General features: G+C 68.8%; 14 protein-coding genes. 11 read left to right on the forward strand and 3 right to left on the reverse strand.

Translation table 11 applies throughout. The annotated features are described in order from the left end of the window. Window positions 1-274 precede the first annotated feature (274 nt). Window positions 275-1,408, forward strand: coding sequence for a DUF3644 domain-containing protein (locus HIR71_RS02115; RefSeq protein WP_211373674.1), 1,134 nt, complete (start codon window positions 275-277; stop codon window positions 1,406-1,408). Between the two features lie 36 nt (window positions 1,409-1,444). Here HIR71_RS02115 and HIR71_RS02120 read toward each other — a convergent pair whose 3' ends face one another. Further along, complete coding sequence (locus HIR71_RS02120) at window positions 1,445-2,809, reverse strand: hypothetical protein (protein ID WP_169322966.1); 1,365 nt, start codon at window positions 2,807-2,809, stop codon at window positions 1,445-1,447. Beyond that, a complete protein-coding gene (locus HIR71_RS02125; protein WP_169322968.1) occupies window positions 2,800-3,222 on the reverse strand; it encodes a hypothetical protein in 423 nt (140 codons plus the stop codon). Before HIR71_RS02125 ends, HIR71_RS02120 begins: the two co-directional genes overlap by 10 nt. A 224-nt stretch (window positions 3,223-3,446) precedes the next feature. On the opposite strand from HIR71_RS02125, the gene HIR71_RS02130 reads away from it, so the two are divergent. The 4 genes from HIR71_RS02130 to HIR71_RS17335 all read left to right on the forward strand — a co-directional run bounded on the left by HIR71_RS02130 (window position 3,447) and on the right by HIR71_RS17335 (window position 11,173). Beyond that, the gene (locus tag HIR71_RS02130; protein ID WP_169322969.1) at window positions 3,447-3,707 is read left to right on the forward strand and encodes a hypothetical protein; all 261 of its coding nucleotides are present in this window, start codon (window positions 3,447-3,449) and stop codon (window positions 3,705-3,707) included. Window positions 3,708-3,943: 236 nt separating this feature from the next. Next, entirely contained in the window at window positions 3,944-7,438 is a 3,495-nt protein-coding gene (gene mobF / locus HIR71_RS02135; protein ID WP_169322972.1) for a MobF family relaxase, read from the forward strand. A 41-nt stretch (window positions 7,439-7,479) separates the two neighbouring features. After that, window positions 7,480-7,818: a hypothetical protein gene (locus tag HIR71_RS02140; protein WP_169322973.1), complete on the forward strand. Its 339-nt coding sequence runs from the start codon at window positions 7,480-7,482 to the stop codon at window positions 7,816-7,818. Between the two features lie 241 nt (window positions 7,819-8,059). Further along, complete coding sequence (locus tag HIR71_RS17335) at window positions 8,060-11,173, forward strand: anaerobic sulfatase maturase (protein ID WP_211373675.1); 3,114 nt, start codon at window positions 8,060-8,062, stop codon at window positions 11,171-11,173. A 55-nt stretch (window positions 11,174-11,228) separates the two neighbouring features. On the opposite strand, the gene HIR71_RS02150 is transcribed toward HIR71_RS17335, so the two are convergent. Next, window positions 11,229-12,197: a formylglycine-generating enzyme family protein gene (locus HIR71_RS02150; protein WP_169323192.1), complete on the reverse strand. Its 969-nt coding sequence runs from the start codon at window positions 12,195-12,197 to the stop codon at window positions 11,229-11,231. A 250-nt stretch (window positions 12,198-12,447) separates the two neighbouring features. Here HIR71_RS02150 and HIR71_RS02155 point away from each other — a divergent pair, with 250 nt between their 5' ends. From HIR71_RS02155 to HIR71_RS02180, 6 genes are all read left to right on the forward strand, one after another. Beyond that, window positions 12,448-13,458 (forward strand): LacI family DNA-binding transcriptional regulator, encoded by a 1,011-nt coding sequence (locus HIR71_RS02155; protein WP_169322975.1) that lies wholly within the window; start codon window positions 12,448-12,450, stop codon window positions 13,456-13,458. A 58-nt stretch (window positions 13,459-13,516) separates the two neighbouring features. Then, window positions 13,517-14,980: an ABC transporter substrate-binding protein gene (locus HIR71_RS02160; protein ID WP_169322976.1), complete on the forward strand. Its 1,464-nt coding sequence runs from the start codon at window positions 13,517-13,519 to the stop codon at window positions 14,978-14,980. An 83-nt stretch (window positions 14,981-15,063) separates the two neighbouring features. Then, window positions 15,064-15,936: a carbohydrate ABC transporter permease gene (locus HIR71_RS02165; protein ID WP_169322978.1), complete on the forward strand. Its 873-nt coding sequence runs from the start codon at window positions 15,064-15,066 to the stop codon at window positions 15,934-15,936. Further along, the gene (locus HIR71_RS02170) at window positions 15,929-16,771 is read left to right on the forward strand and encodes a carbohydrate ABC transporter permease (RefSeq protein ID WP_169322980.1); all 843 of its coding nucleotides are present in this window, start codon (window positions 15,929-15,931) and stop codon (window positions 16,769-16,771) included. The genes HIR71_RS02165 and HIR71_RS02170 overlap by 8 nt, the downstream gene beginning before the upstream one ends. 26 nt (window positions 16,772-16,797) lie before the next feature. Then, on the forward strand, window positions 16,798-18,123 hold the full coding sequence (locus tag HIR71_RS02175) for a sulfatase family protein (protein WP_169322982.1): 1,326 nt from the start codon (window positions 16,798-16,800) through the stop codon (window positions 18,121-18,123). Between the two features lie 6 nt (window positions 18,124-18,129). After that, window positions 18,130-19,932 (forward strand): sulfatase, encoded by a 1,803-nt coding sequence (locus HIR71_RS02180; protein ID WP_169322983.1) that lies wholly within the window; start codon window positions 18,130-18,132, stop codon window positions 19,930-19,932. The last annotated feature ends 28 nt before the right edge of the window (window positions 19,933-19,960 follow it).

Genomic DNA, 19,960 nt, shown 5'->3' on the forward strand with positions numbered 1-19,960 from the left:
TGTTGATGTGGGCAGGATGTGGGCGGCGGCCGCCCGCGGACGTGGGCGGATTTCTGCGGCCGGCGGCGACGGGGGAGTTGCGAAGGGGCCGCGCGCGTGGGTTGCGGCGGAAGCGATCGATCACCATGCGTAGTCGATCTTCCAAGCTGGGTGTGCTTGGCCGGCATCAGGTTCGCTTCGAGAAGCGCTGGACGTTCCAACGACCTCTCGTGTCATCGCCGCCCGCGTCGGGGCAGGCGTCTAGCCTGGCTTCACCAGACCGAGGTGGTGCACCGTGGCTCCCCCCAGCAAGTACATGCAGATGGTCGAAGCGTCCCAGGACGAAGCGCAGCTTGCCGTGCGGCTGTACAACGACCCGGCCGAGTCCCGGTCGTTCGAGGCGTTCATCGTTCACATGCACGTCGCGTGGCTGTACCTCCTGCATGCTCAGTTCGCCCGCGACAAGGTCGACTGCCGCTACTGGAGGACGGTCGGGAAGCGGAAGTACCTCGAGCGCATCGACGGGGAACCCAAGCAGTGGGAACTCGCCAGGTCGGTCCGGGAGAGATGGCCGAGTGATCAGGAACCAGTCCGGGCGAACCTTGAGTTCTTCATTGGGCTCCGAAACAAGATCGAGCACCGCTACGCGAGGCGAGCTCAAGTCGCACTCACCGCGGTTCTCGGCGGCCAGGCTCAGGCACTGCTCCTCAACTACGAAGAGGAACTCGTCGCCCAGTTCGGTGTTGAGCGTTCTCTCGCCACCAGGCTCCGGTTCCCAGTCTTCATCGGCTCCTTCACGACGGCCGGCGAGCAGGCGCTTCTTCGGCTACGCAAGCACCTGCCTGCCGCTCTTCGGACCTACATAGCTGCGTACGAGGCCAGTCTCAGCCAGTCCGTTGCGAACGACCCTCGTTTCGAACTCCGTCTGCGAGTCTTCCAGGAGCTGGCCCCGAAGGCGGGACCGGACACGCTTCCGCTTCAGTTCACGCGCTTCGACGACATGACTGATGAGCAGAAGTCCGCGGTTGAAGAGGCAGGAAAGAAGGGCCTCGTCGTGGTCAAGGAGCGTCGTCGCCCCGTCCTCGGCCATGGACTCTTGAAGCCGACACGGGCCGCCGCTGAGGTGGAGGCTCAGATCCCGTTTGCGTTCAACGTCGCTCACTTCACCGAGGCGTGGAAGAACCTCAAGGTGCGCCCCCCGTACGGCTCGGCCCATCCGGAGCGGACCGAGGAGAAGTACTGCGTCTACGACGAGTTGCACAAGGACTACGGATACACCGAGGCGTACATCAAGAAGCTCGTGCGGGAGTGCAGCACGGAGGCAGGCTTCAGGAGCGTCGTCGGCAAGGCGCCGAGACTGAAGCGGACGAAGTCCGCCCCGTCGCCGGCGGCGCCCTCCATGGGCTCTCGACTGGAGGAGTCGGCGTAGGCGAAGACGGGTGACTCGCGTCGGCAAGCGCGATAGTCAGGAGATCGAGAGCGGCTCGACCTGAGACCTCAGGGCGCGGTGATCGGATGGCCTCGGTGCAGGCACTCCGATGGGGTGGGCCGCGACCTCCGCGTACATCGTGGCCACCGCGCGAAGGATCTCGTTCGGCGCCGGGACCGTGCGGCCATTGAGCCGGGCCGCTGCGACGTCGGGGTGGTCGGTAACCAGGTCACGGGGAAGTGCGCGCGCGGGGATGTGGAGCAGGCCCGCACGTGAGAGGCGGTCGAACGCGGCGCCTTCGTGGACGGCGATGTCCGCCATGACCTGGACGGCCCCATTGAGCGCCGCGCCGACGTGGCGATCCACGGTTGCGGTGCGGGCGCGATCACGGGGGGCATCGAGTGGCACGAGCTCGCTGAGCAGCCGGGCGGCCGCGACGGCGTCAGCCCGAACGCTCGCGGCCGGAGGCGCCAAGACCGCGAACTGCGAGAGTGCATGGTGCAGGCGCTGCCAGGCTCGACCGTGCGCGACGAGGGCGCCAGGCCCCGTCGGTCCGGCCCCGTCCGGTGCGGTGAGGTCGCCGCCATGGAGCGCCGCGGCATGTGCGTGGACGGCAACGCCGAGGCCGGCCGTGAGCCGCAGGGACGGCAGGACGTCGGCGTGGTCGGCGATGAGGCTCCAGACACCTTGGCGGAGTCGCACCATGCGGTCGCTCAGCTCCGCCGCTGGGTCGTCGGTGCGTACGCGAAGCTGGGTCTGGCCGAGAGAGTTGAGGAGCGTCTCGGGGCGGCCCGCGCCCTGAGTGGAGAGCTCGCGCGCGGCGTCGGCGAGAGCTTCGAACCCAGGCAGCTGCCTGGTGACGATGGTGCGGGGCACGCCAGCCTGGATGGCCCGTAGAGCGAGGGGGCCCTCATGTGCGAGGGCCGCCACGGCGAGGTGGCCGAGGTCGACGAGGCCCGCGTCGAAGCTCGCGGTGGTGGCCGCAGCTGCGTCCGGGCTCCGAGGTCGTCCGTCCGTCGAGAAGTGCGTTCCGACGAGGTCGGCGGCAGCGCGCAGGGCAAGAGCCGATCGGGCCCACGGCGTCGTCCCAAGGCGGACTTGGGAGGGGTGTGGTCTCGCATCCCCGGTCAGGGCTTCGAGCCGCGTGATGAGGTCGATCGACGCCCGCTCCACGGGTGGGAGGCCGTCGCGGTGTCGGGTCAGGCCGAGCCGGCCGAGTTGGGCCGGGCGAAGGAGGCGGCGCCCGTGGGAGGCGATGGCGTCGAGGAGCCCGTGGAAGTCTCCGATGGCGTCGAGCGCCTCGTCCGGTGTCCAGAACCGGTCTCCTCGGAGGGTCGTGGAGCCCTCGCGCAGGTGGGCTGTCGCTTGCGCGAGGAGCTCGGCGTAGGTGGTCATGCCCACCGCCCGCTGACCTTCGCGCGGCCGGTGATGAGTCGGGCCATCACGCGGGACAGGGCGGCCTGGGCGCCCAGATCGGTCTCCACCTCCGCGAGGGCTGCCGCGCGGTTCAGGGCGGACGCGGCGAGCCGGTCGAGGACCTCTCGGGCCTCCGGCACGTCGTCGGGCCGGAGTGCTCCGAACTGCACCGGTGCGGCTGTGCCCCGGACGTCCGGCCTGGCCCACTCGAGTTCGTCCTGAGCTTCGCGGAAGTCCATCGCGGCGTAGGAGATGGAGACCCCCACGCCCAGGGGCACGGTCATCGCCATGTTGAGGGCGCCCATCGCCGCGGCGTGGGTGAGTACCCAGATGCCGGACCAGCTCTGGTCCGCCTCGCCCAGCAGCGTCTCCGCGGAGCGGGTCCACGTCGCCGTCATCGCTTCCTCCTCAGTGGCCCTGCGACGTCGCCGTCGCTCCTGCCAAGAGGTGTGCCCGCGGAGGTGCCAACCTCCGGGACGGAGGTGCGGCGGGGCGGGCGGTGGAGCGCCGGCCGTGGACGTCTGTCCTAGCCGAGGTCGGCTCGCCTACCGTGGGTTGCCATGGCGACGTCGTGCACCTAGGCCGCAATCAGCGGCCGCCCGTCACGACGATCGGAGAACCCATGCTCACCCAGCACAACGCCCGTCTCGAGTTCGACCGCACGGACATCGACGACTTCGGTGATGAGCTCATCGACGGGCTGCAGGCGTACCACCCGGCCGTGTCGCTGTCGCCGCTCGGCCGCGCGCAGGCGGACGTGACCTTCCTCGCCCACGACATCCCGCACGCCGCGGACATGGCAGTCGCCATCGCGGCCGAGGTCGCCGGCGCATCCTTGGTCGCGCTGGAAGTCATGAGTACCGAGGACTTCGACCGGCTCTGACCGCGCGGTCGACGTCGGTACCACGCCCGGCCCCACGCCCGGCCCCACCGGCGGTGATCGACGAGCGGTAGGGCCCTTGACTCGTCTGGCACTTTGGGTGGCGCCGGTCCTCAGGTTGGTATCCCTGCGGGCACACATCTTGGCGTGGAGACGACGCGACAGCGGGTCCTGGCGAGCCGGGCCTCTCGGACGCCGGGAGCAGCCGTGGTTGGCGGTGCATCGCCGTGGTGATGACGATGCACCGCCTGACCGCGGGCAGCGGCTACCAGTACCTGTTGCGCAGCACCGCGTCGGGCGACTTTGACCGTCCCGCGGCGTCGGACCTGACGACGTACTACATGGCTTCTGGGAACCCGCCCGGTCGCTGGTACGGGCGTGGGCTCGTGGGGCTCGCCAGCGGCGGCCCGGGCGAGGGTGCTCACGTCACGGAGGAGCAGATGGCGAACCTGTACGGCGAGGGCAAGGACCCGCGGACCGGCACGTCGCTCGGCCGCCCGTACCCGAGGCACACGCCCGCGGCGGAGCGGATCGCCAAGCAGGTCGCCGCCCTACCGGCCGGCCTCACGGACGAGGCCCGCGAGGCCGCGGTCGCGACCATCACCCGCGTCGAGCTCGCCAAGCGCACGCCTACAGCGGTCGCGGGGTTCGACCTGACCTTCACTGCTACGAAGTCCGTCTCCACCCTCTGGGCGGTGGCCGACGACGACACACGGGCCGCCCTCTTGGCGGCCCACCGCGCCGCCGTCGGGCAGGCGCTCGCCTTCCTGGAGGACACCGCCGCGTTCACGCGCACGGGCACCGCTGGTTGCCGCCAGCACAAGGTCTCCGGCCTCATCGCGGCCGGCTTCGACCATTGGGACTCCCGCGCGGGGGACCCGAACCTGCACACCCACCTCGTCGTCGCGAACAAGGTCCAGGGCCCCGGCGGTGCCTGGTTGTCGGTGGACTCCCGGGCGCTGCACCACGCCGTTGTGGTGGTCTCCGAGCTGTATGACGATCTGCTGGCCGACGAGGTCGCCCGTCGCCTACCGGTCCGGTTCGGATGGCGTCATCGCGGCCCGCGCCGCTCGCCGGCGTTCGAGCTCGACGGCGTCGATGACGAGCTGATGACGGAGTTCTCCAGTCGTGCGACGCAGATAGACGAGGCGATGACGGGCGTGCTCGCCGACTTCTACGCGACCCACGGGCGCGGCCCGAACCGCATCGAGATCGTCCGGCTGCGCCAGCAGGTGACCCGCTCCGTTCGGCCGAAGAAGCACGTCACGCCCCTGGCTGACCTGATGACGCTGTGGCGCGCCCGGGCCGCGGAACGCTCCGGCAGGACGCCCGCCGAACTCACCGCCGCGGTGCTCAAGGCGTCCCAGGCCGCGCCGCTGGGGTGTGATCGCATCCCCGATGCCGTCATCGACCGGCTCGCCGAGCACACACTCGAGCAGGTGATGACGCGGCGCTCGACGTGGACCCGGTGGAACGTCATGGCCGAGGCGGCGCGCGCCACCCGGGCGATCCGCATGACCGGCCCAGCCGACCGCGTCGCCCTCCTTGAGCGCGTCACCGACGCGGCACTTCGCTCGTGCACGAGCCTGCAGGCGCCCGACCCGCTCGTCGTCCCCGCCCGCTATACCCGGCCCGACGGCACCTCGCAGTTCACCAGAGTCGACGAAGGCCGGTACACCCACCACCAGGTGCTCGACGCCGAAGCCCGCCTCCTGGACGCCGCCACCCGCGAGACCGACGCACCCACGACCGCCGCATGGCTCGCCAAGGCCGTCACGTCACGGCCGATCCACCGCACCGACGGCAGGACGGCCACGCTCGCGCAGGACCAGGCGGCCGCCGTCGAGCACATCGCCGGCTCGACCCGCCTCCTCAACGTCCTCGTCGGTCCCGCCGGCACCGGCAAGACCACAACCCTCGCGGCCCTCAAGGCGGCCTGGGAGCAGGGCCATGGACGCGGCAGCGTCGTCGGACTCGCCCCATCGGCAACCGCCGCCGCCGAGCTCGGCCACACCCTTGGGATCGCGTGCGAGAACACGGCCAAGTGGCTCTACGAGTCCACAGGCGCGGGCGCCGAGCGCCGCACCGAAGTCCTCGCCCGCCTCCACACCGAACGCGCCGGCGCCACGGGCTTGGACCAGCGGGCGCGGCTACGAGCCATCGACACCGCGATCACCACCCTGACCGCTCAGGGTGACCGGTTCCAGCTCCGCACGGGCCAGCTCTTGATCGTCGACGAGGCATCCCTCGCCGGCACTTTCGCGCTCGACGCCCTCACAGCCCAGGCAAGCGAAGCCGGCGCAAAGGTGCTGCTCGTCGGCGACCACAAGCAGCTCTCAGCTGTCGACGCCGGCGGCGCCTTCCACCTCCTCGCCGAGCGCGGGCGACCAGCCACGCTGACCTCGCTGTGGCGCTTCAGCCACCCGTGGGAGGCCGCAGCGACGCTGCGCCTGCGCACCGGCGACACCCGCGTCATCGACGACTACGCCGACCACGCCCGCATCAGCGCCGGCCCTTCCGAGGCCATGTGCGAGGACGCGTACACCGCCTGGCAGACCGACACCGAACGCGGAGCCAGCGCCATCCTCATCGCCTCCGACTCACGCACCGTCGACATCCTCAACACTCGGGCTCACAACGACCGGGTCACCGACGGCCTCGTTACGGCCACCGGCGTCACGACCAGCGCCGGCACGGAGATCGGCGTCGGGGACCACGTCATCACGCGAGCAAACGACCGGCGCCTTCGCACACCCAACGGGCACGTCCGCAACGGCGACCTGTGGCAGGTCACGGCTGTCGCACGCGATGGCGCCCTGACCGTCGTGCCGCTCTCCCGCCGGGACCGCGCAGCGAACGCGCGGGCGGACGAGGTCGTCCTTCCTGCTCCCTACGCCTCCCAGCACGTCGAGCTCGGCTACGCGACTACGACCCACCGCGCCCAAGGCATCACGGTCGATCGTGCGCATGTGCTCGCCGGGCCCGGCATGGTCCGCGAGAACCTCTACGTCGCCATGACCCGCGGCTGCTGCGACAACCACGTCTACGTCGCCCTCGACAGCATCGAGGCCGCCTGCGACTACCCGCCCGAGCACCAGATCTCCCAAGGCGGCCGCGACGCGCTGGAAGCCATCCTCACGACGCCGGGTGCAGAGCTCTCCGCGACCGAGACCATCGCAGCCTCGCAGGACGAAGTGGCCTCGCCCAGGCGCCTGCTGCCCATCCGGCACACGCTCCTCGCCGACGCCGCAGCCGAGCGATGGGCCGCAGTGTTCTCAACCGTCGGGCTGACTGCGGAGCAGTGCAACCAGATCGCGACGTCGCCCGCGCGCGGGCCGCTCCTCACCGCGCTCGAGCGGGGGCGCGCGCTCGGTCACCCGATGCACCAGGTCCTCGTGGGTCTCATCGCCGCCCGGCCGCTCGACGGACCACATCCGGCGGCGGAGACCGCAGCGGTGCTCCACCACCGCGTGCACGAGTGGCTACGGGCGCAAACGGAGGACCCGGCCGAGGTGGCGATTACCCCGGACGCCGATGACGGCTCCACGGACATCGGCGCACTGCTCGACCAGGTGGACGACATCCTCGCCGAACGTGCAGACGCTCTGGGTTCGGCAGCGTTCGGCAGCGTCCGCGACGCCGACCCGGCCCTCGAGGGCCACGTCCCTGCCTACCGGCCGACGACGGTTGAGCCGGTGTACCGAGCGGCAAGCGAGAGGAGCGTGACCCTGTGAGCGGCACGAGCAGAGGAACTGACCGAGGCTTCCTTCCCGAAATGGTGAACAGCCAGCCGAGCTTCCCACCCGAACCGATCATGTGGTCCGCCTACACCCGCGAGGAGCAGCGCCACCTCTTGGAGGGTCTCGACGTATGGGTCAGGTGGCTCGTGGACCACTACCGCCTCGACCGCCGCTACGTTCCCGAGTGCTGGACCAAGCACTGGGAGCTCATCGAGGAGCTCTCGGCTCTCCAGCTTGCTTGGGAAGGTGCCTACGCGACGACCTCCCACGACGACGCACCTCTGGCTTGGCACGAGCGGTTCGCAGTCGCGCGGACGAGGCTCGCGGAGTGGGTGGCTCGTACTGGCTGCCGGGCCGGCGACCACCGGCCATGAGCCAGTCTGCGGGCGAGCGGGAGGGCTCCCGCGTCTGGGGGACCACTACGGCACCAAGATCGAGGATCGAGGCGCCGACGGCAGGAACTTCATCGATGCGCGGGCTTCGGTCACGGACGTTCGGTCGTCGGTCCATCGCGGCGGAGAGTTCGGGTCGTAGTCGCGAGCGTTTCTGAAGTCGGCACGGCGAAGCGGAGCAACGGCCGACGAGATGGCGTCCATGCCGGTCTATGGTCGCGTCGTGCTCGTCATCGACTGGGACAGGTGCTCGGGTGATCCAGAGTGGGTTCGTAGTCTCGTCGAACTTCTCGCGTCCGGCCCAGCGCCCTCGTCCTCTCTCGCCCTGCGCCTCGCCATCGGTGAGCTCGAGGACTGGATGCGCGTGGCGACGTCCGAGACGTGGCGAGCTAAGGCGAACAGGCGGGCACTCGCGGCGGATCTGGAGTCGAGCGCCTCCGGCGCAGGCAGCCACCTGAGGTCAGTTCTCGCCCCCGCGCTGGAGGAGCATGTCCGGTGGGCTGTCAGTGTGTTCGCGACCGCGACAGGAGCCAAGGACGCTGCGGGCGGAAGTCTCGGCGAGACACTGCTTGGGTCCATGGTCACCCCCGACGCGGTCATTGCGACGTGGCTCGACCTGGTCGACGCACTCCGGGATGCTGATGACGATGCCGCGGCCTGGTGCAGAGAGTGTCTCCAGTCGCAGCTGAGCGCTTGGGGAGTCGACGGTTCCCGCCGGCTGCAAGAAGTTGCCTGGTACGTCGTTGGCAACGAGTCGCGCGGCGACGTCGGCCCTATCCCATCGCTCGCCATGCGGCTCGAGCGGGCCGCCGGGGCTCTTACCAGGCGGGTGCCGGCTCGCGACTGCGTCGTGTGGCTCACCTATGAGCGCGCCGACCTGCGCGAGTTCGTAGCGACCTTTGGACCGGTCACCTTCGTGGAGGCGGACTGGTGCCTTCCGAACGCCATCGCGAGCAACGGTCACGACTTCGCGTTTCGCGATGAGCTGCGCGCCCTTGCGGCGAGCGGGCACAACTGGAGCTTCGACGAACACAACTGGACGCCGGACAGCAGTCGTCGGCCCTATGTGGTGCTGGCGAGAGTCGAACTCGGGGAAGGGCCGACCCGCGACGCAGTTGAGGAGGCAGCTCGGGAGGTTCAACTCATGCTCGACGTCGCACGGCTTCAAGGCGGCGGCGCGGCATGGCGCCGTCGCAGCCCGTCCTTGCTCGTTGTGGATGGCGAGGTGGTCGAGGAGTGGGGGCCGCCCGGCATGGATACCGTCGACCCTCCTGACACAGGAGCGCATTACGGACGCAACGCGTTTGCTGAGTCCCTGGCCGAGCACGGTCCTCTCGTCGGGCGACTGCTTGCCACGAAGATCGCCCCGGACCTCGCTGAGGCCGTGCGGATGCTCGGTGAGGCGGGTCAAGCCGATGACCCCTGGCAACACCCCAGCGCGTCGCGCGCGATTGATGAGCGCACGGTCCTCGCCTTGCACGACGCTGCGCACGACCACCTCGCAACGTTCGGTCGCCTCGAGAACGCCAGTGAACTCGAAGAGAGGCTCGTCGAGGAGTGGCCGATGCACACATGGCGAACCGGCATCATGAGGACCATCCAGGTGTGCCTCTCGCGTCCGTTGGGGACCGATACGGAGCTCGCGCGCGCTGTCCGGGTTGATCGCATCTATCACTTCAATGTCGCCTGGGAGCGGAAAGAGGAGCTGCTCGAGCGCGTCGAAGACACCCGCAGCAGACGGATCGCGGCGCGTTGGCTGCTGAGTATCGGTGACGCCGGGACCTGCCTGCGCCTCCTTGCGGAACTCGAGAACGAGGTAGACCTGCTGGCGAAACGCTTCCAGCGCGTACGGAACGGCATTCAGCATGGAACCCCACCGTCCGCCGGCGCAGTCGCGTCAGTAATGGACTTCTCCAGGTACAGGGTGTTCGGCTTGGCTGCAGGCACAAGGACTCCTCTCGGAGATGACATCGTCACCTCACGGCAGGTGTCCGGGGAAGCGGGTCAGACTCCCTTCCCCTTTAGGCTGAGGCGTATGACGGCAGACGCTCGACCGGGCGGGGACGACGGCGTGAGCGCGGGCGGTCCGCCACCCGGGGTTCGGCGTCTGCCGTTCTCGGCGCTTGCGAAGCCGATGGGGGCCGCGTGCAACCTGGACTGCGCGTACTGCTACTTCTTGTCGAAGCAGCTTCTGTACGACCACGACTCCCAACGGATGTCCGAGCGGGCGCTCGAGGCGTACCTCGCCAACCTCCTGTCGTCATCGCCCGACGGCCCGGTGGAGGTGGCCTGGCAGGGTGGTGAGCCGACGATGCGCGGATTGCCCTTCTTCCGTCGCGCGGTCGCCCTGGCCGAGCAGCTGCGCCGCCCGCGGCAGCAGGTGCAGCACGTCATCCAGACCAACGGCACCTTGCTGAACGACGACTGGGGCCGGTTCCTCTCCGAGCACGGCTTTCTCGTGGGCCTTTCACTCGACGGGCCACAGCACCTGCACGACGCATTCCGGGTCAACAAGGCCGGTCGGGGTACCCACGCCCAGGTCCAGCGCGGCTGGGAGGTCCTGGCCCGTCATGGGGTGGACGTAAACATCCTCTGCACGGTCAATGCCGCGAACCAGGACCACGCCGTAGAGGTCTACCGCTACTTCCGCGATGGGCTCGGTGCACGGTACCTGCAGTTCATCCCGGTCGTGGAACGAGTACCGGCCGAGTCGTCGGCCCTTGCCGAGCAGGGCTGGCGAGCCGGCGACCATGGTCCCCGGACGGTGCTCTACCGCCAGCACGGGGACCGGGTGACCTCCCGCTCGGTGGATCCGCGCGCGTACGGGGAGTTCCTCGTCGCGATCTTCGACGAATGGGTGTCGCGTGACGTGGGAGAGGTCTTCGTCCGCGACATCGACGTGGCGCTGGGCAACCTCTTGGGCCAGTACACGTTGTGCGTCACGGCCCCCCAGTGCGGCACCGCGATCGCGGTCGAGCACAACGGCGACGTCTACTCCTGCGACCACTACGTCGAACCGGGTCATTGTCTCGGCAACGTCATACACACCCCGCTCCAGTCGATGCTCCAGTCCGGCCAGCAGCGCTCCTTCGGCCGTTCGAAACTGACCGCCCTACCGACGAAGTGCCGGACGTGCCCCGTCCGGTGGGCCTGCCACGGCGGCTGCCCGAAAGACAGGTTCGCCTCGACGACGGACGGCCGACCGCCCGTCAACTACCTGTGCGCCGGCTACTACCGCTACTACAGCCACATCCGACCCGCGCTCGAGCGGATGGCGCATCTCCTACGGGCTGGGCAGCCGGCATCAAGGATCATGGAAGACGCTGCCCGCCCGTAGCGCCCGTCTTCGCTGCAGTCTGCCTGCGCAGAAGCCGTCCTCCGGGGCGCCATCCTCACCTGGATACCGTCCGGAATCCGCCGTTGGCCATCGAGGAGTCCGGTGTGTTGGACGACCTGGCGGCGTTGCGGTACCGGTTGCAGTACGAGTCGTGGCACAGGAACGACCCACCGCGCATCACCCTTGCGGTTCCGTGCGCCGGGCCCTGTGGTGCTGCGGACGGCGAACTGCCGTAGTAGGTCGGTGAGAACCAGTCGCTGCACCACTCCCACACGTTGCCGACCGTCTGCCACAAGCCGAACCCGTTGGGTTGGTACGCGCGCACCGGTGCGGTCGTGAGGAAGCCGTCGTCCCCGGCATTCACGACCGGGAAGCGACCCTGCCAGATGTTGCATCGCCACGTCGACGCGCCGGGTGGATGAAGTTCATCTCCCCATGGATAGCGGGCGGCCCCAAGGCCACCTCGCGACGCGTACTCCCACTCGGCCTCGGTGGGAAGGCGCCGCCCGGCCCAAGCGCAGTACGCCTGTGCGTCGTTCCAGCTGACGTGGACCACCGGATGGTCGTCGCGTCCCTCGAGGCTTGATCGCCGGCCCTCCGGGTGCCGCCAGTCCGCGCCGCGCACAGCGAGCCACCACGGAGTCGACGCCGCACGTCCGAGGACGTCGTCGGGATCGGCGGCGAGCGCCAGGTGGAACACCGCTGAGTCTCCGAAGCGTTCGGCCTCGGTTACGTAGCCGGTGTCCTCGACGAAGCCGGCGAACGCCGCGTTCGTCACGGTGGTCGCGTCGATGGTGAACGTCTGGAGGTCGACACGGTGCACGGGCACTTCCCCGTCGGCGGCCATCCCGTCGCCGTGGTGATCCCCCATCCAGAACTCGCCGGCAGGCACCCGGACCTGCCCGATCGCATGCTTCGCGCGGCTGGTCGGATGCCGGTCACCCGGCGGCACGGCTTCGGAGTCGGTACTCGACCGCGCAGGGGTGCAGCACGCGCCGTACGGACCACTGGTGTCCTGAGCCAAGGTGTCGACCTTCCTCTCCGCGCTCACATGCCGCCCTCGCCTGCCCTGGGTCCGCGGTGGCGTCGGGGTACCGCCGCGCGCCCGTGGATCCGTGACTGACCGCGGGGGGTCTGGCGTGGGGCGGTGCTCGAGCAGCCGATACCCGCGTGGTTGTCGTCGTAGGATCGGTCCAAGCGGCTAGCTCGTCAAGGAGCGCCCGGTTCCGGAGGGGGCACTAGTGGCCATGGACACGGTCCGGAGCGGACGGCGGGTGACCCTTGCGGACGTAGCTCGCCACGCCGGCTTCTCGCGCTCGACGGCGTCGCTCGTCTTCCAGGACAGCCCGATGGTTGCAGCGACCACGAAGGCGGCGGTGCTCGCGGCCGCCAAGGAGCTCGGCTACGTCTACGACCGCCGCGCGGCCGCCTTGCGGACCCGAAAGAGCCACACGATCGGCCTGCTGATCCCCGGACTTGCCAACCCGTTCTTCGCCGCTCTGGTGCAGGCGGTGGAAGAGGAACTCGGTCCCTCCGGCTTCACTGTGCTGCTGGCCAACACACTCGAAAGGCCGGAGCGACAGAAGGCCGTGGTGGAGACCTTGCTGGAGTATCGGGTCGACGGCCTGCTCATCGTTCCGGCCATCGGCTCAGGCCGCGAAGTCCTCGACGCGATCGAGCGCTTCGCCGTCCCGCACGTGCTGCTGACACGACGGGTGGTGGGGGCTGGCGGCGACTGGGTGGGCTCGGACGACCGTCGGGGCGCGACGTTGGCGGCTGAGCACCTCGTGAACCACGGCTGCCGGTCGCTGGCGTACTTCGGCGGCCCGACGGAGACCTACGCGCGCGCCACCCGGTACGGCGGGTTCGTCGATGCGGCCCGCGCTGCTGGCCTGAGGTTCGTCGAGGAATGGTCGCGAGGAACCGAGACCACAAGCTCCGCAGGGTACGAAGCGGTTCGGACCCTGCTGCAGTCAGGTCCGCCGCCCGAGGGGGTCGCCTGCCACAGCGACGCGATCGCCTTCGGTGCCATGCGTGCACTGCGGGACGCGGGTCTCACCGTCGGCAGTGACGTGCGAGTACTTGGCTATGACGATCTCGAGCACGCTCGGTCGTGGTCCCCCTCCCTCAGCTCGGTCTCCGTGTCGAGCGAGGAGATGGGCCGTACGGCTGCGAGGCTGCTGCTCGAGAGGATCGACCACCCGAGGACTTCGGCGAGTGGCCGGACCGTCGTCTTCACCCCCACGCTCCAGGCGCGAGAGTCGTGCGGCTCGCACGACACGTGAGCCCGGCCCGGACGGCAAGCACCCCGGGCGGGCGGGCACATCGTCGTGTCCAGCCCCATTGACAGGCCCGCGCCGCGTCCCTAGCCTCGGATCGATCCAAGGTGACCCCGGTCACTTGGTCGTCGAAGTTGCACCGGTGTCGGCATCGTTCGTCAGCGCGGCACCACGTTCAGGGCACATCGATTTCGGATCGATCCAAGGGAGAATCGTGATGAGAAGGCCAGTGTCTAGGCGAGTGTCGGCCGCTGTGGCCGGGTTGGCCGCTGTCGGCCTGCTGACCGCATGCAGCTCGGAAGAACCCGGGACGGATGATGGTGGCGAGACCAGCGAGCCCAGCGCCAGCCAGGTCGAGGAGATCGTCGTCGCGACCGCTGAGACGCCGTGGCTGGCGAGTTACGAGCAGATGGCGAATCTGTACCAGGAGAAGACCGGAGTGACGGTCACCCTGCAGGTCTTCCCGTTCGACGGCCTGCTCACACAGCAGGCGAACGCGGCTCAGAACGGTTCGAACGCGTTCGACGTGTTCCAGATGAACGAGCAGTGGGTCGGGCAGTTCTACGACAACGGGTGGGTGCAGCCGCTCGAGGAGGTGGACCCCGACTTCGAGTGGGACCCCAACCTCATCGAGTTCGACGGGGTCGGCCGATGGGACGCGGACGCCCGGACGACGTCCATGGACGGCGTGCCGTACGCGTTGCCGATGAACGGGAACATTCACGAGTTCATGTACCGCAGGGACCTTTACGACCAGCTCGGCCTTGAGGTACCGACGACCTGGGAGGAGGTCATCGCCAACGGCAAGGCCGGTCTGGCTGCAGGCATCGAGAACGGCTACGTGCTGCGCGGCAAGACGCCGACGTACGACTTCAGCGCGCTGCTGTTCTCCCTGGACGGGGACTGGTTCCCGGGCGAGCAGGACGGTGACTGGACCCCGGGCGCGGACACGCCGGAGTTCCGGTCTGCGCTCGAGCAGTTCAAGGCGCTTGCCGAGATCGGCCCAGACGCACCTCAGACCGTTGCCCAAGCGGAGGCGACCTCGCTCATGCAGGGCGGATCCGTGCTCCAGGCGACTCTCGTCTCGGCCGTGGCGGCGCCGCTGGAGAACGAGGGTTCCTCGACCGTCGCGGGGAAGATCGGCTACGCGGTCCTGCCCGGTCAGACACCGGTGAGCGGCACCTGGACCGTCGGCGTGCCTGCGGGCCTGCCGGACGAGCGTGCACAGGCCGCTTACGACTTCATCACCTGGCTGACGAGCCAGGAGGCCATGCAGAAGTGGGCCGAGGTGGGTGGCATCACGACCCGGACGGATATCGAGAGCGACCGTCCCGAACTGCAGGTCATCATCGACTCCGCCGACATGATCCGCGGCGGCCTCCGCTACACCTTTGCACCGCTCATGCTGGAGGTCACCGACCCGGCGATCGGCGAGTACCTGGCCGGTACGATGTCGCTGGACGAGACCATCACCCGGATCCAGGACGGCCTGACCCGGGTGGTGGAGGAAGCTGGCTACGGGTCGTGACCACCACGCCGGCCCCCGTGGTCCCGACCGTCACCGGTGCTCGCACTGCGCTGCGAGCACCGGGCGGCCGGGACCCCCGTCGAATGTCCCCCTTCAAGGTGCTCTCGCTGCTCCCGCTGCTCCTCGTGCTCGTCATGCTCGTGGCCTTCCCGATCGGGCAGATGATCTGGATGTCGTTCGGCAACGTGCGGCTTACCGCGGGCGAGCTGATCTGGGACTCCGCGGGGCTGGCCAACTACGAGCGGATGCTCGGGGACGAGACGTTCCGGATCTCCCTGTGGAACTCCCTCGTGTTCATCTTCTTCACCGTCGTGATCACCGTGGTCCTGGGCATCGCGCTGGCGCTCGCGGCCGACCGCCTGGTACGCGGCCAGAAGCTGGTCCAGAACGTGCTTCTCTGGCCCGCCATCGTCGCCCCTGTGGTGATCAGCGTCGCGTGGCTGTTGATCCTGAGCCCGCAGGTGGGTCTGGTGAACAAGATCCTGCGGTCGTTGGGGGCATCCCCGCAGAGCTGGCTGGGCGATCCGTTCGGTGCGATGGCCAGCGTCGTCGTCATCGACGTCTGGCACTGGACGCCCATCGTCTTCCTTCTCATCTACACCGCACTGCGCTCGTTGGACCCGTCTGTCCTCGAGGCCGCGCGCATCGACGGAGCGAACTACGTCGCCACCGTCCGCTACATCGTCCTGCCGCTGCTGACCCCGGCCATCCTCGGCGCGGTGGCGATCCGGGTCCTGATGGGCGTGAAGGTCTTCGACGAGATGTATCTGCTCACCTTCGGGGGCCCCGGGACCGCAACGACGGTGATCAGCATCTACCTGCGGTCGGTGTTCTTCGAATCCTTCCAGTACGGCTTCGGCTCCGCGCTCAGCGTGACCGTAGTCGTCCTGGTCCTCGTCGCGCTGCTCGTCGCGCTCGCGGTCCGAAGCCTGATCCGAGGAGTCCGTCGTGCCTGATGCCATCCACCGGAACCACCAGGGCTCCTGGCTCGTGCGGATCCTCCTCACGGGCGCCGTCGTCTCGACCATCCTGCCGATCCTGTGGCTGCTCCTCATCGCATTCCAGCGCCCCCGCGCGATCATCTCGCCGGGCTGGACCTTCGAGTTCTCACTGGCCAACTTCGAAGAAGTCTTCGGGCCTCGCCAGGTCTACGGAGCCCAGGTCGTCAACAGCGTCATCCTGGTGCTGGTCTCGACCGCGATCACTCTCGTCATCGCAGCATTCGCCGCTTACAGCCTGAGCCAGCTGCACTGGTCACGGCGAACGGTCGCGTCCATTCTCGGGGGCGCCGGCCTGCTCCAGGTCATCCCTCCGGTCACGCTCGTTCCTGGTCTGTTCGCGACCCTGCAGACCCTTGGCCTGAACGGCACGTTGAGCGGCCTCATCCTGCTGAACACGGTGTTCAACCTTCCGTTCGCCGTAATCCTCATCAAGTTCTACTTCGACACGCTGCCCACAGAGTTGCGGGAGTCGGCAGCGATCGACGGTGCGAGCGAGTTTGCGACCTTCCGCCGGATCATGCTGCCCCTGGCGGCGCCCGGGATCGCCTCCGTCGCCATCTTCACAGCCATTCAAGTCTGGAACGAGTTTCTCTTCGGCCTGGTCTTCACGACCGGCGGGCGGGAAGCCCCGATCACCGTGGGGATCGCAACGCTCATCCAGCCACAGGAGATCAAGTTCGGACCCATGGCGGCGGTCGGGGCCGTCACCGCCGTCCCGATCATCATTCTTGCGATCGTGGCGAACCGGCACATCGTGGCCGGGCTGACACGCGGCGCTGTCAAAGGCTGACCACACTACCGATCGGGAAAGTGCAGATGACGACATCCCTGACCAACATTGCGCTGATCCACTGCCACGACCTCGGGGACTGGCTCAGCTGCTACGGGTGGAACGCCGTGCCCAGCCCGAACCTCCAGGAGCTGGCGGACACCTCGATCGTCTTCGACAAGGCGTTCGCGACCTCCCCCCTGTGCACGCCTGCCCGTTCCTCGCTGTTCACGGGCCGGTTGCCGCACGCGAACGGGCTCATGGGGCTCGCACACGACGGGTGGCGGTACGGCCCCGGCGTGACTACCCTGCCGGAGCTGCTCGCGAGGGCCGGTTACCGCACGGCCCTGCTCGGGCTGCAGCACGAAGACATGGACGCCCGAGTGCTGGGCTACGACGAGGTCCATGGGCTCGGCTTCCTCCCGCGCGCACTCGAGGTCGCCCGGCTGACTGAGCGCTGGGTGGAGACGCGCCGTGCTCACGCGGGTACGCCGTACTTCACTGCGATCGGCCTGTGGGAGGTGCATCGGCCCTGGCCGAACGAGGACTACGACCCGGTCGATGCGCAGTCCGTCACGGTCCCCCCATACCTGCCGGACAACGAGCACAGCCGACGTGACATCAGCGGGTTCTACGGTGCAATCCGGCAGATGGACGAGGCCGTGGGCCGCATCGTCCGCGCTCTTCGCTCAGGACCCGGCGGCGCCGACACGCTGATCATCTTCACCACCGATCATGGTGTCGCGTTTCCGGGGGCCAAGAGCACGCTGTACGACGCCGGTGTCAAGGTCGCGATGATCGTCAGCCCTCCGCCGTCCTGGGGCCTATCCCCGGGCCGGCGCTCCGAGCTCGTCAGCCACCTGGACGTAGCCCCGACGCTGCTCGAGCTCGTCGGCGTGGATCCGCCCGAGGACCTCGAGGGCGTCAGCATCCTCAACCACATCAAGGGCAGCCCGTCCGGAACAGGCGACCGGGTGCTTTTCCTGGAGAAGACCTACCACGACCGCTACGACCCGATTCGCGCGGTCCGGACCGCCTCGGCGAAGTACATCCGCAACTTCGTGCCCGGCCCCAGGCTTCCCCTGTCGCTGGACCTCGAACGGAGCGAGACACGGCAGGGAATGGGGGACGCGCACCTGGCACCGCGACCGGAGGAGGAGCTCTACCTGCTCGAGGACGACCCGTGGGAGCTGGACAACCGTGCCGAGGACCCGGAGTGCGAAGCCCTCCGGAAGGACCTTGCGGCGCGGCTCGTCGACCATCTCGAGCACAGTGACGACCCCGTTCTCCGCGGTGACGTCCCCCCGCCAGGACCGCCCTGCAACCCTCGGACGGCGTGCTCACCACAAGCCGCAGCTGCGGCAGGAAGGTGACGTCGCATGCGCGCCATCGTGGTCATGTTCGACAGTCTTAACCGCCGTTACCTGCCGCCCTACGACCCCGACTGCGGAACGGCCGCCCCCAACTTCGAGCGCCTGGCCCGTAGCAGTGTCCGCTTCGACAACGCGTACGGCGGCAGCATGCCGTGCATGCCGGCGCGGCGTGAGCTCCATACCGGCAGGTACAACTTCCTCCATCGTGGCTGGGGGCCCATCGAGCCCTTCGACGACTCCGTCCCCCAGATGCTGGGCGAAGCCGGTGTCACCACACACCTGGCGACCGACCACATGCACTACTGGGAGGACGGCGGCGCCACTTACCACACGCGGTACGGGACCTGCTCCCTCATCCGCGGACAGCAGGGTGACCCCTGGAAGGGACGCGTGGCGGACCCGGAGGTCCCGGACAGCCTGCGCGTCCAGCGGAGTGGTACGTGGCGTCAGGACCGTATCAACCGTGAGTACCTGAACGGTCTGGCCGACCACCCCCAGACCCGCACCTTCGGCGCCGGCCTGGAGTTCGTCCGGGACAATGCGCGTGAGCAGAGGTGGTTCGTGCAGATCGAGACGTTCGATCCGCACGAGCCGTTCTTCAGCGACCCTTCGTTCCTCGACGTGTACGGCGGCGACGACGTATCGGTCCCGGAGTACGACTGGCCGGACTACGCCCAGGTCGTCGAGAGCGACGCGGTCCGGGCCAACGTCCGCAGGCACTACGCGGCGCTGGTGTCCATGTGCGACGCGTCGCTGGGCAGGGTGCTGGACGCGATGGACGAGTACGCGCTCTGGTCGGACACGCTGCTGATCGTCTGCACCGACCACGGCTTCCTCCTGGGCGAGCAGGGCTGGTGGGGCAAGAGCGTCCAGCCCTGGTACGACGAGACGATCCACACGCCGTTGTTCGTCTGGGACCCCCGGACCGGCGTACGCGGTGAACAGCGTGACCGGCTGGTCCAGACGATCGATCTCGGCCCCACGCTCCTAGACTTCTTCGGCGTCGACCGGACCCCGGACATGCAGGGGGCGTCGCTGCGTGAGGTGATCGAGGCCGACCGACCCGTGCGCGAGTACGCGATCTTCGGAGCGTTCGGCGGCCACGTGTCGATCACCGACGGTCGGTACGTGTACATGCGGGCTTGCCGGGAACCTGGGAACCGGCCCCTGTACGAGCACACCCTCATGCCGACCCATATGCGCGGCTTCTTCAGCATCGATGAGCTGTCGGCTGCCACGCTCGACGAAGGGTTCTCCTTCACCAAGGGTGTGCCGGTGCTGCGCACCGAGGGGCACGTCTTCACCGACCCCTTCGCCTTCGGAACGCTGCTGTTCGACCTGGAGAACGACCCGCGGCAGCAGCACCCCCTCGTCGACGACGAGACGGAACGTCGGATGGCCAGTGCTCTGGTGCAGATGCTCAGGCAGAGCGAGGCACCGGGGAGTCAGTACGAACGGCTCGGGCTGCCCCAGGTCGGCCCCGTCGAGGACAACCACCTGCTGTGCGCCGCCCAGCACGAGCAGGTCCTGCTCGCGCGGCGGCAAGCACCGCGGATCGAGGAGTTCCCGGACTCGCCCTTCAGCGTCCGGACCCCGGTCAAGGAGCTGCTGAACCACCCCCCGGCCGCCGAGATCCTGCGCCGGCACTGCACGCCGGTCACGGTCGGCCCCTTCGGTCGCGTCTGCGGAGAGATCCCGCTGTACCGGGCCGCAGCCGGCCTTGTCGGCGTGCTGCCCTGGGACGTGCTCCGCGTGATCGCGGCCGACCTGGCGGAACTGCCGCCCGCGGATGCGCCCACCGCTGGATGAGGCCGCGGCACGACCTGACCATTGAGAG

Origin of the sequence: Cellulomonas fimi, assembly GCF_012952065.1 — a bacterium.
GTDB lineage: Bacteria > Actinomycetota > Actinomycetes > Actinomycetales > Cellulomonadaceae > Pengzhenrongella > Pengzhenrongella fimi_A.